This window comes from Aliiruegeria lutimaris (assembly GCF_900099935.1).
Classification (GTDB): Bacteria; Pseudomonadota; Alphaproteobacteria; order Rhodobacterales; family Rhodobacteraceae; genus Tropicimonas; species Tropicimonas lutimaris.
In genome coordinates, this window is record NZ_FNEK01000031.1 from 1 (window position 1) to 12,555 (window position 12,555).

13 protein-coding genes and 1 pseudogene are annotated in these 12,555 nt (G+C 63.3%); 4 read left to right on the forward strand and 10 right to left on the reverse strand.

Features of this window, described 5'->3' with window-relative positions:
* Both BLR85_RS15060 and BLR85_RS15065 read left to right on the forward strand, forming a co-directional pair.
* A pseudogene (locus tag BLR85_RS15060) lies at positions 1–297 on the forward strand (IS630 family transposase); the annotation flags it as partial.
* Positions 298–351: 54 nt separating this feature from the next.
* Positions 352–666 (forward strand): DnaJ family domain-containing protein, encoded by a 315-nt coding sequence (locus BLR85_RS15065; RefSeq protein WP_093157656.1) that lies wholly within the window; start codon positions 352–354, stop codon positions 664–666.
* Positions 667–670: 4 nt separating this feature from the next.
* Here BLR85_RS15065 and BLR85_RS15070 read toward each other — a convergent pair whose 3' ends face one another.
* On the reverse strand, positions 671–1,342 hold the full coding sequence (locus BLR85_RS15070) for a molecular chaperone DjiA (RefSeq protein WP_093157658.1): 672 nt from the start codon (positions 1,340–1,342) through the stop codon (positions 671–673).
* 138 nt (positions 1,343–1,480) lie between these two features.
* On the opposite strand from BLR85_RS15070, the gene BLR85_RS15075 reads away from it, so the two are divergent.
* The gene (locus BLR85_RS15075; protein WP_093157660.1) at positions 1,481–2,314 is read left to right on the forward strand and encodes an aldo/keto reductase; all 834 of its coding nucleotides are present in this window, start codon (positions 1,481–1,483) and stop codon (positions 2,312–2,314) included.
* Between the two features lie 9 nt (positions 2,315–2,323).
* Here BLR85_RS15075 and BLR85_RS15080 read toward each other — a convergent pair whose 3' ends face one another.
* The 3 genes from BLR85_RS15080 to BLR85_RS15090 form a co-directional block, all read right to left on the reverse strand.
* Positions 2,324–2,932, reverse strand: a complete 609-nt coding sequence (locus tag BLR85_RS15080; RefSeq protein ID WP_093157662.1) for a VOC family protein — start codon at positions 2,930–2,932, stop codon at positions 2,324–2,326.
* A gap of 98 nt (positions 2,933–3,030) precedes the next feature.
* Positions 3,031–5,175, reverse strand: coding sequence for a methylmalonyl-CoA mutase (gene scpA, locus BLR85_RS15085; protein ID WP_093157664.1), 2,145 nt, complete (start codon positions 5,173–5,175; stop codon positions 3,031–3,033).
* A complete protein-coding gene (locus tag BLR85_RS15090; protein WP_093157666.1) occupies positions 5,141–6,094 on the reverse strand; it encodes a hypothetical protein in 954 nt (317 codons plus the stop codon). The genes scpA and BLR85_RS15090 overlap by 35 nt, the downstream gene beginning before the upstream one ends.
* A 181-nt stretch (positions 6,095–6,275) precedes the next feature.
* On the opposite strand from BLR85_RS15090, the gene BLR85_RS15095 reads away from it, so the two are divergent.
* Positions 6,276–6,761: a DUF4174 domain-containing protein gene (locus tag BLR85_RS15095; protein ID WP_244520746.1), complete on the forward strand. Its 486-nt coding sequence runs from the start codon at positions 6,276–6,278 to the stop codon at positions 6,759–6,761.
* A 150-nt stretch (positions 6,762–6,911) separates the two neighbouring features.
* Here BLR85_RS15095 and BLR85_RS15100 read toward each other — a convergent pair whose 3' ends face one another.
* The 6 genes from BLR85_RS15100 to BLR85_RS15125 form a co-directional block, all read right to left on the reverse strand.
* On the reverse strand, positions 6,912–8,909 hold the full coding sequence (locus tag BLR85_RS15100) for an acetyl-CoA carboxylase biotin carboxylase subunit (RefSeq protein ID WP_093157668.1): 1,998 nt from the start codon (positions 8,907–8,909) through the stop codon (positions 6,912–6,914).
* Between the two features lie 147 nt (positions 8,910–9,056).
* A complete protein-coding gene (locus BLR85_RS15105; protein WP_093157670.1) occupies positions 9,057–9,266 on the reverse strand; it encodes a hypothetical protein in 210 nt (69 codons plus the stop codon).
* A 328-nt stretch (positions 9,267–9,594) separates the two neighbouring features.
* Positions 9,595–9,984 (reverse strand): hypothetical protein, encoded by a 390-nt coding sequence (locus BLR85_RS15110; protein WP_093157672.1) that lies wholly within the window; start codon positions 9,982–9,984, stop codon positions 9,595–9,597.
* Between the two features lie 49 nt (positions 9,985–10,033).
* Positions 10,034–10,408, reverse strand: coding sequence for a DUF6497 family protein (locus BLR85_RS15115; protein WP_093157674.1), 375 nt, complete (start codon positions 10,406–10,408; stop codon positions 10,034–10,036).
* Positions 10,409–10,416: 8 nt separating this feature from the next.
* A complete protein-coding gene (locus tag BLR85_RS15120; RefSeq protein WP_093157767.1) occupies positions 10,417–10,767 on the reverse strand; it encodes a hypothetical protein in 351 nt (116 codons plus the stop codon).
* Between the two features lie 129 nt (positions 10,768–10,896).
* Positions 10,897–12,429, reverse strand: coding sequence for an acyl-CoA carboxylase subunit beta (locus tag BLR85_RS15125; protein ID WP_093157676.1), 1,533 nt, complete (start codon positions 12,427–12,429; stop codon positions 10,897–10,899).
* Between the last annotated feature and the right edge of the window lie 126 nt (positions 12,430–12,555).

The following is a 12,555-nucleotide window of genomic DNA, read 5'->3' on the forward strand; positions in this document are numbered from 1 at the left end:
AAGACGCCCAGGATCAAGGCATGGCTCGCCCGCCGTCCGCACTGGCATGTCCACTTCACGCCCACCTTGGCATCATGGATCAATCAGGTCGAACGCTGGTTCGCTGAATTGACCCGCAAGCAGTTGCAGCGCGGGGTCCATCGTTCGACTGCCGAACTGGAGGCCGACATTGCCGCCTTCATCGAAGCACACAACGAGAACCCCAAACCATACAGATGGGTCAAGTCCGCCGATGAAATCCTCGCATCGGTCAAGCGGTTCTGCCAGCGAACCCAAACCCTATGCGGCGAACTTTAGATTCGGGTGACTAGCATGCCGGTCTAGTTTGCGCACAGCAACGTGGCAGCCCGCATGACCGATATCCTGAACTTCCTCGTCAATAACGCCTTTCGGGAGGCGGAGGCCAATGGCGCCTTCGACAACCTGCCCGGCGCAGGCAAGCCTCTGGCCGACCTGCATCAGTCGAAAGACGCGGTGGTCGCGCGGATCATGAAGGAAGCCAATGCCAAGCCGGCAGCCGTTGTCGTTCAGAAACAGATCGTCGAGAGCCGCGCGCGGCTGAAGGCACTGAGCGACCCGCAGGAACGTAAAGCGGAAATGCGCCGCCTGGCCGACCTTCAGACCCGGCTTGCCATCGAACAGGAGGCCTGGCGCAAACACGGCTGAGCCGTCAGCGCGAGATTTCCTCCCAGGCCCGGTTGATCGCGATGAGCCGTTGCTCGGCCATCCGGATCGCCTCCTCCGGCACGCCGCGGGCCATCATCACGTCGGGGTGGCTATCCCGTACCGCTTGCCGCCAGACGCGACGGATCTCGCCTATCGGCATTTCGGGCGTCACGCCCAGCACCTCGTAGGGGTCGGGGTGCGTGTCGCGGACACAACGCGCCCGCAGACTGCGAAACTCCCGATCCGTCAGACCGAAAATCGCGGCGACCTCCATGAGCATCGCGTTCTCGGCCTCGTGATAGCTGCCATCCGCCGTGGCGATATGGAACAGGCCTTCCATGAGATCGCGCAGCGCATCGTGACCATCGTCGAAAAGCCGGGCGATGCTGCGGGCATAGACGTCGAAACCGGCCACGTCCTGGCGGGCGAGGTTGAACACGCGCGCCGCGTTTGCCTCCTCGTCCGGTGGAATCACGAAAACCTCGCGAAAGGCGCGCACCTCATCGCGGGTCACGGCACCATCGGCCTTGGCCAGCTTGGCCCCGAGCGCGATCACCGCAATGGCGAAAGCGACGCTCTTTTCCGGCGGGGTCCGCAAACGGCTGAACACCTCCGACAGGGGTTCCCCGGAAGACAGCGCGGACAGCGCGGCGGATATGCGGCTCCAAAGCGACATCGCCCCGAACCTATCGCGCCGCCGCGCGATCCAACAGGGGGGGACGCTGCGGCATGAGGGCCTTGTGCGGCACCTTGCAGCGGCGGGTCGATCCGGCCATAGCTTTGATGAAATTCCATGCGAAAAGGAGAAGCGACGATGCGCTCAGTCAGTCTTCCCGACGGGACAGAGCTTCCCAATCTCGGCCTTGGCACCTGGTATATCGGCGACTCGCGCAACCGGCGCGACGAGGAGATCCGCGCCCTGCGCACCGGAGTCGACTTTGGCATGAACCTGATCGACACGGCGGAGATGTATGGCGACGGGGCATCGGAGCAGCTTGTGGGCGAGGCAATCGACGGGTTGCGGGACGAGGTTTTCCTGGTCTCCAAGGTCTATCCGCATAACGCCACCATTGAGGGTGTCGCCGATGCCTGCGAGGCCTCGCTCAAACGGCTGGGGACGGACCGACTCGATCTCTACCTGCTGCACTGGCGCGGCGGCGTGCCGCTGGCGGAAACGGTTGAAGGCTTCGAGAGGCTGATCGCGCAGGGCAAGATCCTCCGCTGGGGCGTGTCGAATTTCGATCCCGGCGACATGGACGAGCTGTCGGATGTGCCCGGCGGCGGCGCGGTGGCCACCAACCAGGTGCTCTACAACCTCTCGACCCGGGGCATCGAATGGGACCTGCTTCCCGAAGCACGGGCAAATGGCCTGCCGATCATGGCCTATTCGCCGGTGGACCAGGCGCGGCTGTTGCAGGATGGAGATTTGATCGAGCTTGCGGGCGATCTTGGCGTGAGCGCGGCGCAACTCGCGCTGGCCTGGGCGATCGATGGCGGCGGCGTGATCGCCATCCCCAAGGCGGGTTGGGCCGAGCATGTCGAGGAAAACGCGGAGGCCGCCGAGCTCATCCTGTCCGACGAGATACGCGCCGAGCTCGACGCGCTGTTCCCGCCACCGAACGGCCGGGAGCCGCTTGCGATCCTCTGAGCCCCTGCCCTAACCGCCGAGCCGGCGCGGGCCGGCGGGCGTGTCGATCACGGCAGCAAGGCCGGCCGGACCGGTTTCGAACCGAAAACGCGGATCGGTCAGCCCCAGCCTGTCGCGCAGAGCCTCGGCTTCGGGGTGGTGAATGAGCAGCGCAGACAGCCGGCAACCGCTTGGCTCCAGCGACGCGGCGGGGTGTGCACTCTGCCATTGGATCACGGCCGGATGTATATTGTCGAACGGCAACCGCCCATCCTCCGGAACCGCCATCGACCAGCGATAGGCGCCCCGGCTGAGGGCGATCGGCGCGCCGATCTCGTCCCCAAGCGTGGCCTGTGCCGCCCCCATATCCGCGCAGCGCAAGATCCAGTTCGTCAATCGCGGCGAACCGGAGAAGGAATCCAGATCGAACCAGCGGGGCCGCGATGGCGGCGGCGCCGACGGGTCCACCGCGATCACTTCCAGGTATTCGGTGCCGCCGAGCGACAGCAGGCGGTTATGGGTGCCGAAATCGGGATGCTGCCCGCCCGGACCGAGCCGCACGCCCAGCGCCGCCTCGACCGCGTCCACACCGGCTGGCAGAGTCTCGCAGGATATGGCCAGGTGATCGAATTCGAACATCGCGCCTCACAGAAAAAGGGCGGGCTCATAACGGCCCGCCCCTTCTTTTGGCATGTTTTCAATCCGCGGAGAAAGCATCTCCGCAACGCGGCCCGAGATCAGGCGGCGGTTTCGCGCTTCTTGCTGATGATATTCATGATCTCCTGCGCGGACGCCGGGATATTGGTGCCCGGGCCGAAGATCGCGGAAACGCCGGCATTGTAGAGGAACTCGTAGTCCTGGTGCGGGATAACCCCGCCGCAGATCACGATGATGTCCTCGGCGCCCTGCTTTTTCAGCTCCTCGACGAGACGCGGAGCCAGCGTCTTGTGGCCAGCAGCCAGCGAGGAGATGCCGACGATATGCACGTCGTTGTCGATGGCGTCCTGCGCGGCTTCTTCCGGGGTCTGGAAGAGCGGGCCTACGTCGACGTCGAAGCCGATATCGGCATAGGCCGTGGCGATCACCTTGGCGCCGCGGTCATGGCCGTCCTGGCCCATCTTGACCACGAGCATCCGCGGACGACGGCCTTCCTTCTCGGCGAATTCCTCGATCGATTTCTGGATCGCGATGAACTCGTCGTCGCCCTCGTAGGCAGCGCCATAGACACCAGAGAGTGTCTTGATTTCGGCCCGGTGGCGGCCGAACACCTTCTCCATCGCCATGCTGATCTCCCCAACGGATGCCCGGGCGCGGGCGGCGTCGACGGCGGCCTCCAGCAGGTTGCCACCTTCCGTGGTCCGGCGCGTGATCTCCTCGAGCGCGGCCTGGCAGGCAGCCTCGTCCCGCGTCGAACGCATTTTCTCGAGGCGCTCGATCTGCGACTTTCGGACCGCGACGTTGTCGACGTCGAGGATTTCCAGCTCGTCTTCCTTGGCAAGCTTGTGCTTGTTGACGCCAACGATGACTTCCTCGCCGCGGTCGATCATCGACTGGCGCTTGGCCGCCGATTCCTCGATGCGCAACTTGGGCATGCCGGAGTTGACAGCGGCGGTCATGCCGCCCAGTTCCTCGACCTCTTCCATCAGGGCCCAGGCTTTCTCGATCAGCTCGTTGGTCAGCGCCTCCACGTAGTAGGAGCCGGCGAGCGGGTCGACCACCTTGGTCACCTGCGTCTCTTCCTGAAGGATGATCTGGGTGTTCCGGGCGATACGGGCCGAGAAATCGGTCGGCAGCGCGATGGCCTCGTCGAGCGCGTTGGTGTGCAGCGACTGGGTGCCGCCGAGCGCGGCCGACATCGCCTCATAGGCGGTCCGGATCACGTTGTTGTACGGATCCTGCTCGGCCAGCGACACACCGGAGGTCTGGCAGTGGGTCCGCAGCATCTTGGAACGCGGGTCCTTCGCGCCGAGATCGGTCATCACGCGCGACCAGAGCGTCCGCGCGGCCCGCAGCTTGGCGATCTCCATGAAGAAGTTCATGCCCATGCAGAAGAAGAACGACAGACGGCCGGCGAACTTGTCGACCGGCATGCCGGCCTTGATCGCTGTGCGCACGTACTCGCGACCGTCGGCCAGTGTGAAGGCAAGCTCCTGGACGAGGTCCGCGCCGGCTTCCTGCATGTGGTAGCCCGAGATCGAGATCGAGTTGAACTTCGGCATCTCGTTGGCGGTATATTCAATGATGTCGCCAATGATCCGCATCGAGGGCTCGGGCGGGTAGATATAGGTGTTGCGGACCATGAACTCCTTCAGAATGTCGTTCTGAATGGTGCCGGCCAGCACGGATTTGTCATGGCCCTGCTCTTCGCCCACGACGATGAAGTTGGCGAGAACGGGGATCACGGCGCCGTTCATGGTCATCGAGACCGAGACCTTGTCGAGCGGGATACCGTCGAAGAGGATCTTCATGTCCTCCACGCTGTCGATGGCCACACCGGCCTTGCCAACGTCACCTTCCACGCGCGGGTGGTCGGAGTCGTAACCGCGGTGCGTGGCGAGGTCGAAAGCGACGGAAACGCCCTGCTGACCGGCGGCAAGCGCACGGCGATAGAAGGCGTTGGATTCTTCTGCGGTGGAGAACCCGGCATATTGACGGATCGTCCAGGGGCGACCGGCATACATCGTTGCCTTGGGACCGCGCGTGAAGGGCTCGAAGCCCGGCAGCGACCCCATATGCGGCAGGCCCTTGATGTCCTCTTCCGTGTAGAGCGGCTTGACCTTGATGCCTTCGAGCGTTTCCCACGTCAGAGCGTCGAGCGGCTTGCCGCGCAACTCCTTCGTGGCCAGCTCAGCCCAGTCCTGTGGTGTTTTGATGTCGGTCATCGGGGATTGATCCTCCTGTCATGTCCATTATGCGCAGTTCGCGAGCGTCCGCGCGTTCTATAAGCGTTGCGTGGCCATTTGCGCCAGAACGAAGCCAGGCCACGTCCTCGGCATATTGCGCCACCAGCGCCTCTCGCTGATCTCGGTCGAATGGCAGCCAACGTCCGTCGCTGCTGATCGGAATCGGGGCGAGATGGCCGCAATCCGCCATCACCCCGCATATATCCTCTGGCGTCGCCCCGCGCGCCTCCCAAGAGCGCACACCCGCCATGCGAACCGCGAAACCCGGGGACAGGGAATTGCCCGTCATTGCTGCCAATTGTCGCTCCGGAAGCCCGCCAAGACGCTCATAGGGCCAGACAAAAAGTCGCGCCGAGGGAAAGGCGGCCGAAATCTCCTCGATCACCCGGCGCCACCGGCGCGGTTGCGTCACCAACCGGTCAAGCGTGGCACAATCCGGCGCCGAATGGCCGTTCAGCACGGCCTGGCCCAGCAGGGAGGTCCAGAAACGGTCATAGGCGCGAATGCCCAGAACGATCCGGTCGCAGGAGCCGTGGAGCGCCGGCACGACCCGGTTCAGCCGTTCGAAAACCCAAGGATAGAGCCGCTCCGAGCGCAGGCATTCCGCAGCTGTCCCCAGAAGGTTCTGTTCTGACAGGATGAGCCGCTCCATCCCTGACCGCGCGGCGGAATGCTGCAACACCTGCAACCGGCCACAGGAATGGCGGCCAAGCCGTTCCAGCGGCAGCGTGATCCGATCCGGACGGCGCACCAGCCCCGACAGCAGGCCACGCCGCGTGTGCGGCGGCGCCCAGACGGCGATCCCCTCCTGCGCAAGCAGCCGGGCATTGCCCGTCAGGAAATTCTGCATCGTCGAGGCGCCGGTCCGGTGGGCGCCGAGGTGAAGGGTTACATGCATGTTCGCACGGGCTCCGGCTGGCACGGGCCGCCAGCCCGCACGGGTTCTCTTCCCCTGCCATAACCCACAGCCCCTTGCCGGCGCGTTAAGGATGATTGGCCGCATGCGGCTTTCGCACGATTTTCCCTTAGCTTTCCGCTTTGCCTCCCCTATATCTTTGAAGACAGCAGGAGAGCCCGATTTGTTCCGCATCCCCCTGAGCATGTTCCTTGTTTCCGCCGCCCTCGCCGTCGCACCCCTTGCGGCAACCGCGCAGGAAACGGCAGAACCGGCCGAGAACGCCGAAATACCCGCCGAACTGGAGATCCTGTCGGCCGAGCAGGTTGACCTGGCATCGTATCTCTGGACGAAACGAGTCCTGCTGGTCTTTGCCGACACGCCGGCCGATCCGCGCTTCACCAAGCAGATGCAGATGATCGAGGAACGCCCGCGCGACCTGCTCGAACGGGACGTGGTCGTGGTGACGGACACCGCGCCCGAACTGCGTTCGGACGTGCGCAAGGATCTGCGCCCGCGCGGATTCGCGCTGGTCATGGTGGACAAGGATGGTGAGATCAAGCTGCGAAAACCCGCACCCTGGTCGACCCGCGAAATCACCCGCTCCATCGACAAGACCCCGCTTCGGCGACAGGAAATCCGCGACAGGAGCGGATCGATCGGCCAGTGAAGCGGGCGGGCGGATGTCATGAACTGACCTCTGCCGAACCTGTTTTATTCGCTAGGACCGGCAGCGCAACACGCACCGAGAGGCCGCAGCGCATATGCGTCGCTACCTTCGGTCGAGTCCGTGTCGCGCTTGCCATTCCCGCTCGCCTTCCTATTCGAATTCCATGATCACGTCATCGACGGCGAGGCTGTCGCCCGGCCCCGCATTGATCCTGGACACGATACCCGTTTTTTCGGCGCGCAGGATATTCTCCATCTTCATCGCCTCGACGGTGCAGAGCGACTGGCCTTCCTGAACCTCGTCGCCAACCGCGACATCGAGCTTCACGATCAGCCCCGGCATCGGACAAAGCAGCAGCTTGGAGGTATCCGGCGCCACTTTCTCCGGCATCAACCGGGCAAGCGCCCCCTGAAGCGGAGTGAACACATTCACCTTCATGTCGGCGCCACGGTAGCGGATGCGGTAGCCGGAGGTGATCTTGTCAACCTTGAAGTGGTGTTTCTTGCCGGCGATATCGACCTCGGCCAGCGAGTCGCCCGGGGTCCATTTCGACTTCATCCCGATCCGGCGATCCTCGAAGACGACCGTGGTGCCATGCTTGTTGGCTTCCACCTTGATCGGAAACTCCTCGCCGTCGACCGAGACGATCCACTCCGTGCCGATCTTGCGCTTGTGGTTGTCCATCGTGCCGGAAATCCGTGTCCGCCGGATCTCGGCAACGCGGAACATGCCGGCGGCGCAGGCGGCAACCCGTTTCTTACCGGCCTCGCTCAATTCCACCCCGTTGAAACCATCGGGATATTCCTCGTCGATGAAAGCGGTGGTGATATTGCCGTCGATGAAACGCTGATGGTCCATCACCGCGGACAGGAACGGGATGTTATGGCCAATTCCTTCGACTTCGAACGCATCCAGCGCGTCGCGCATATGGTCGATCGCCTTGGCACGAGTCGGCCCCCAGGTGCAGAGCTTGGCGATCATCGGGTCATAGAACATCGAGATCTCGCCGCCCTCGTAGACGCCGGTATCGTTGCGCACGCCCTTTTCATGCGTCGCCGCTTCTGCGGGCGGGCGGTAACGGGTCAGCCGGCCGATGGAGGGAAGGAAACCGCGATAGGGATCTTCGGCATAGAGTCGGCTCTCGATTGCCCAGCCCTTGATGCCGACATCCTCCTGCTCGATACCCAGTTCCTCCCCGGCAGCGACGCGGATCATCTGTTCCACGAGGTCGATATCGGTGGTCAGTTCGGTCACCGGATGCTCCACCTGCAGGCGGGTATTCATCTCGAGGAAATAGAAATTCCTGTCGCCATCGACGATGAATTCCACCGTCCCTGCCGAGCAGTAATTCACCGCCTTGGCAAGCGCGCAGGCCTGGTTGCCCATCGCCGCGCGTGTCTCGGGGTCGAGGAAGGGACTCGGGGCCTCCTCGATCACCTTCTGGTTGCGCCGCTGGATCGAGCACTCCCGCTCGTTAAGATAGATGCAGTTGCCGTGCTTGTCGGCCAGAACCTGGATCTCGATATGGCGCGGCTGGGTGACGAATTTCTCGATGAAAATCCGGTCGTCGCCGAAGCTCGCCGCCGCCTCGTTCTTGGAGCTTTGGAACCCCTGGCGCGCCTCGGCGTCGCTCCAGGCGATCCGCATCCCCTTGCCGCCACCGCCCGCGGAGGCCTTGATCATCACCGGGTAGCCAATCTGGTTCGCGATCTTCACCGCTTCCTCGGCATCGCCGATCAGGCCCATATAGCCAGGCACTGTGGAAACGCCGGCCTCCAGCGCCAGCTTCTTGGAGGTGATCTTGTCGCCCATCGCCTCGATGGCCGAAGCCGGCGGGCCGACAAAGGCCACGCCCTCGGCTTCCAGCGCCTCGGCAAACTTGCGGTTCTCGCTGAGGAACCCATAACCCGGATGCACGGCCTCGGCCCCGGTCTGGCGGATCGCCTCCATCACCTTGTCGATGACGATATAGGACTGGTTCACGGGCGGTGGGCCGATATGCACCGCCTCGTCCGCCATCTGCACATGCAGCGCGTTACGATCCGCATCCGAATAGATGGCGACCGTCTTGATCCCCATTTTCCGTGCGCTCTTGATGACCCTGCAGGCGATCTCGCCCCGGTTCGCAATCAGCAGCTTCTTGAACATGCTCCAACCCCTCCCATTGGACTCTCGGCCACTCCCTCTGCGGCCGGTCCTTTGCAAATGTCACGAAAAAGACCACTGGAGCAGAACGCCCCAGTGGCCTCGTCTGTTTTCACGGCAAAGCCGCAGCGCAGCGTCGTCGCGTAATTCCTATCTGAGCAATCGCGCCGCGTCGTCCGACAGCGCACCTGCCGCAGCGCCAACCGCAACGCCGGTTGCAATGCTCGTGCCAGCCACGGTCGCCACCCCGGCGCCTGCCACAGCCCCAAGACCGGCCCGTTGCCAGTCCGTTCCATCCTCACAAGCCGCCAACAGCCCCACGAGCGCAACGCTCGCGGCAAGTCTGAGTGTTTTCTGCATCGGTTTCCTGCTCCGTTTCGGAATTGCCTCGGCGCTTTAATGGCGCAGCGCGCGGCCGAGGGGTATCCTTTCGCGACGGAAGCCAGCAAAGTTCCGCCGCCTTCGAGCAGAGCGGCAGCAGGAGCAAAAAAAGGCAGCCGTGCAAGGGGATTGCGCGGCCGCCGAAAGTCGGAATGGGTACTTCTATCGATCCCGGAGACGGCGACTGACGTGGGATGCACCGTATCCGCCCCCTTGTTGCACCGAAACGCCGATTCCCCAAAGCGCGCAGTTGCCGGGACCACTGGATAGGCCGGTTCCTGCCATGGTTTCAGGGAGTTCGGCAAAATCACGCCCAATCCTCCCCGTCGTCGGGGTCGTCGATGATCTCGAAATTGTCCAGGACGTCCGGAAAGCTCCGCTGAATCACCTTGAGATCCGCTTTGAGCAGCGCCTCGTAGCTTTCGGGATCGAACGGTTCCTCGGCGGCCACGATCTCGCGGCCAAAGAGCCAGTTCAGCCGCCCCGCATCGAGGTTCCCGCGCTCGAAGGGCGCGTCGCCGAAATGCTCCAGGATGGCATTGAGAAAAGCCGCGTCCGCCCGCCGGTCCGCCGGCTTGCGATCGGCAAAACGCTCGCGCGCCCTGAGCGGCGTCGCCCCGCCCTTGTTGGCCCGACGTACGGTGAATTGGTAATCCGTGCCGGACAGCCGGCTGGGAAAGCCCCGATGTTTCAGCATGGCCCACTCCTGACGCTTCCGGTTACTTCTTTGATTTCCGGGTGGAACTTCATTGCCAGACACAGCCTCCCTCGGTCAGCAGGTAGGCACCGATGAACATCGTCGCCTCCGGGTCGTGCTCGCCCCGCTGCACCGCCCTGTCCATCAAGGCGATCATGAGCTGGTCCACCTTTCCGGTTTCGGTCGCGGCCTTCACCCCTTCAATGTCGCACAGGGCGTCTATGTCATCCGCGACCTGGTCATATCCCAGTTCGCCCTCGTCATCTCCAATCCGGGGCGTCACGAAGCGCAGGGTCAGCCATGTCTCGCCATCCGCTTGCGTCTCGACGATCCGGTCGAGAAATTCCACCGACAGCCCGGACGGTGTCACCACCTCCTCTGCCTGAAGCGCACCCGCGCCCGCCACGACTGCAATGGCTGCCATCCTCCGCTTCATCTGCCTTGCCCCCCGGCATTCAAAACCCAACGACGCCGCTTCTCCGGCGCTTCCAGAACGGAGGCGATCCGTGCCTCCAGTCTGTTCCGATCGAACCGGGCGGCCTCGACGCGCCCGCCGGCCCGGACACGCAAACCCGTCTCGCAGGACGCCACCTCGACCACCGGCGAGAACCCCCGCTGCCCTTTCAGCGCGCGCCACATATCCTGCCGAACCTGCTGCGCGATCCGTTCACGCCCCGCCTTGGGCAAGGTCGTCTCCGCCACCACGTCGAAACGCGCCGGCAAATGCCGCGCCAGAACAAGCCGAGCGCCTTCGCGCCGCACATGCCATCGCCCCCGGCTCACATCCGCTCTCTCGGCGTCGCCACCGCGATGTCCAAACCGAGCCTTTTCATCCGACGTGACCTGCCCTTCCTGTTTCCACAAATTTCCCGGGGGGCTCGGGGGGCAGCGCCCCCCGTCCCAGCCTCCACTTCACAGCGGAATGTTGTTGTGCTTCTTCCAGGGCATAGCCACTTTCTTGTTTCTGAGCGAGGCAAAGGCCCGCGCCACCCGGAGCCGCGTCCGCCGCGGCTGGATCACCTCGTCAATAAAGCCCCGCTCCGCCGCAACGAAGGGATTTGCGAAACGATCCTCGTACTCCGCCGTGCGGGCAGCGATTTTCTCCGCATCGCCCAATTCCGAGCGATGCAGGATCTCCACCGCCCCCTTGGCGCCCATCACCGCGATCTCGGCAGTCGGCCAGGCATAGTTGATATCGCCCTTCAGGTGCTTGGAAGACATCACGTCATAGGCCCCGCCATAGGCCTTGCGGGTAATCACCGTCACCTTCGGCACCGTCGCCTCGCCAAAGGCAAAGAGCAGCTTGGCGCCGTGCTTGATCACCCCGCCATATTCCTGGTCTGTCCCCGGCATGAAGCCCGGTACATCGACCAGCGTCAGGATCGGGATCTCGAACGCATCGCAGAACCGCACGAAACGTGCGGCCTTCTTGGAACTGTCGATATCGAGGCACCCCGCCAGCACCATCGGCTGGTTGGCCACCACGCCGGTGGTCTGCCCTTCGATACGAATGAAGCCGGTGATGATGTTCTTCGCGTGCTCCTCCTGAACTTCGAAGAAATCCCCTTCGTCGGCGACCTTCAGGATCAGCTCCTTCATGTCATACGGCGTATGCGCATTGTCCGGAATCAGCGTGTCGAGGCTGTCATCGGTCCGGTTCGGATCGTCGAAGAAGGGCCGCACTGGCGCTTTCTGCTTGTTGTTGAGCGGCAGGAAATCGAAGAGCCGCCGGATCTCCACCAGTGCTTCCACGTCATTCTCGAACGCCCCGTCCGCCACCGAGGATTTCCGCGTATGGGTCGAGGCCCCGCCAAGCTCTTCGGCCGTCACCACCTCGTTGGTCACCGTCTTCACCACGTCGGGGCCGGTGACGAACATGTAGGAGGTGTCCTTCACCATGAAGATGAAATCCGTCATCGCCGGAGAATAGACCGCGCCGCCCGCGCAGGGCCCCATGATGACCGAGATCTGCGGGATGATCCCGGAGGCCTCGATATTGCGCTGGAACACCTCGGCATAGCCGGCAAGGCTGTCCACGCCCTCCTGGATCCGCGCACCGCCGGAATCGTTCAGCCCGATCACCGGCGCGCCGTTCTGCACCGCCATATCCATGATCTTGCAGATCTTCTGCGCGTGGCTCTCCGAGAGCGATCCGCCGAAAACCGTGAAATCCTGGCTGAAGACATAGACAAGCCGGCCGTTGATCGTCCCCCAGCCGGTCACGACACCATCGCCCGCGGGCTTCTCGTTCTCCATGCCGAACTCGGTGCAGCGATGGGTAACGAACATGTCGAATTCTTCGAAGGACCCCTCGTCCAGCAGCAGGTCGATCCGCTCACGCGCGGTCAGTTTGCCTTTTTTGTGCTGGTTATCGATACGGCGCTGACCTCCACCAAGCCGGGCGGATGCACGACGACTTTCCAGCTCCTCAAGAATCTCTCTCATTCTCCGTCCCCCTGATTTCCTCGCACCGTGGTAACGCTCCTCGGCGAAGAACGGAAAGACTGATTTAGAAAATTTGCAAATAATTGGCAATCAATTGAATGCAAATTGAAACATTGCAAATATTCC

What these genes read in the sequence shown, in the direction of transcription:
- BLR85_RS15105 (WP_093157670.1), bottom strand. Translation starts at nt 9,266, where the DNA reads ATGCAGAAAACACTCAGACTTGCCGCGAGCGTTGCGCTCGTGGGGCTG.
- BLR85_RS15090 (WP_093157666.1), bottom strand. Translation starts at nt 6,094, where the DNA reads ATGCATGTAACCCTTCACCTCGGCGCCCACCGGACCGGCGCCTCGACG.
- BLR85_RS15075 (WP_093157660.1), top strand. Translation starts at nt 1,481, where the DNA reads ATGCGCTCAGTCAGTCTTCCCGACGGGACAGAGCTTCCCAATCTCGGC.
- BLR85_RS15080 (WP_093157662.1), bottom strand. Translation starts at nt 2,932, where the DNA reads ATGTTCGAATTCGATCACCTGGCCATATCCTGCGAGACTCTGCCAGCC.
- scpA (WP_093157664.1), bottom strand. Translation starts at nt 5,175, where the DNA reads ATGACCGACATCAAAACACCACAGGACTGGGCTGAGCTGGCCACGAAG.
- BLR85_RS15070 (WP_093157658.1), bottom strand. Translation starts at nt 1,342, where the DNA reads ATGTCGCTTTGGAGCCGCATATCCGCCGCGCTGTCCGCGCTGTCTTCC.
- BLR85_RS15115 (WP_093157674.1), bottom strand. Translation starts at nt 10,408, where the DNA reads ATGGCAGCCATTGCAGTCGTGGCGGGCGCGGGTGCGCTTCAGGCAGAG.
- BLR85_RS15100 (WP_093157668.1), bottom strand. Translation starts at nt 8,909, where the DNA reads ATGTTCAAGAAGCTGCTGATTGCGAACCGGGGCGAGATCGCCTGCAGG.
- BLR85_RS15065 (WP_093157656.1), top strand. Translation starts at nt 352, where the DNA reads ATGACCGATATCCTGAACTTCCTCGTCAATAACGCCTTTCGGGAGGCG.
- BLR85_RS15125 (WP_093157676.1), bottom strand. Translation starts at nt 12,429, where the DNA reads ATGAGAGAGATTCTTGAGGAGCTGGAAAGTCGTCGTGCATCCGCCCGG.
- BLR85_RS15110 (WP_093157672.1), bottom strand. Translation starts at nt 9,984, where the DNA reads ATGCTGAAACATCGGGGCTTTCCCAGCCGGCTGTCCGGCACGGATTAC.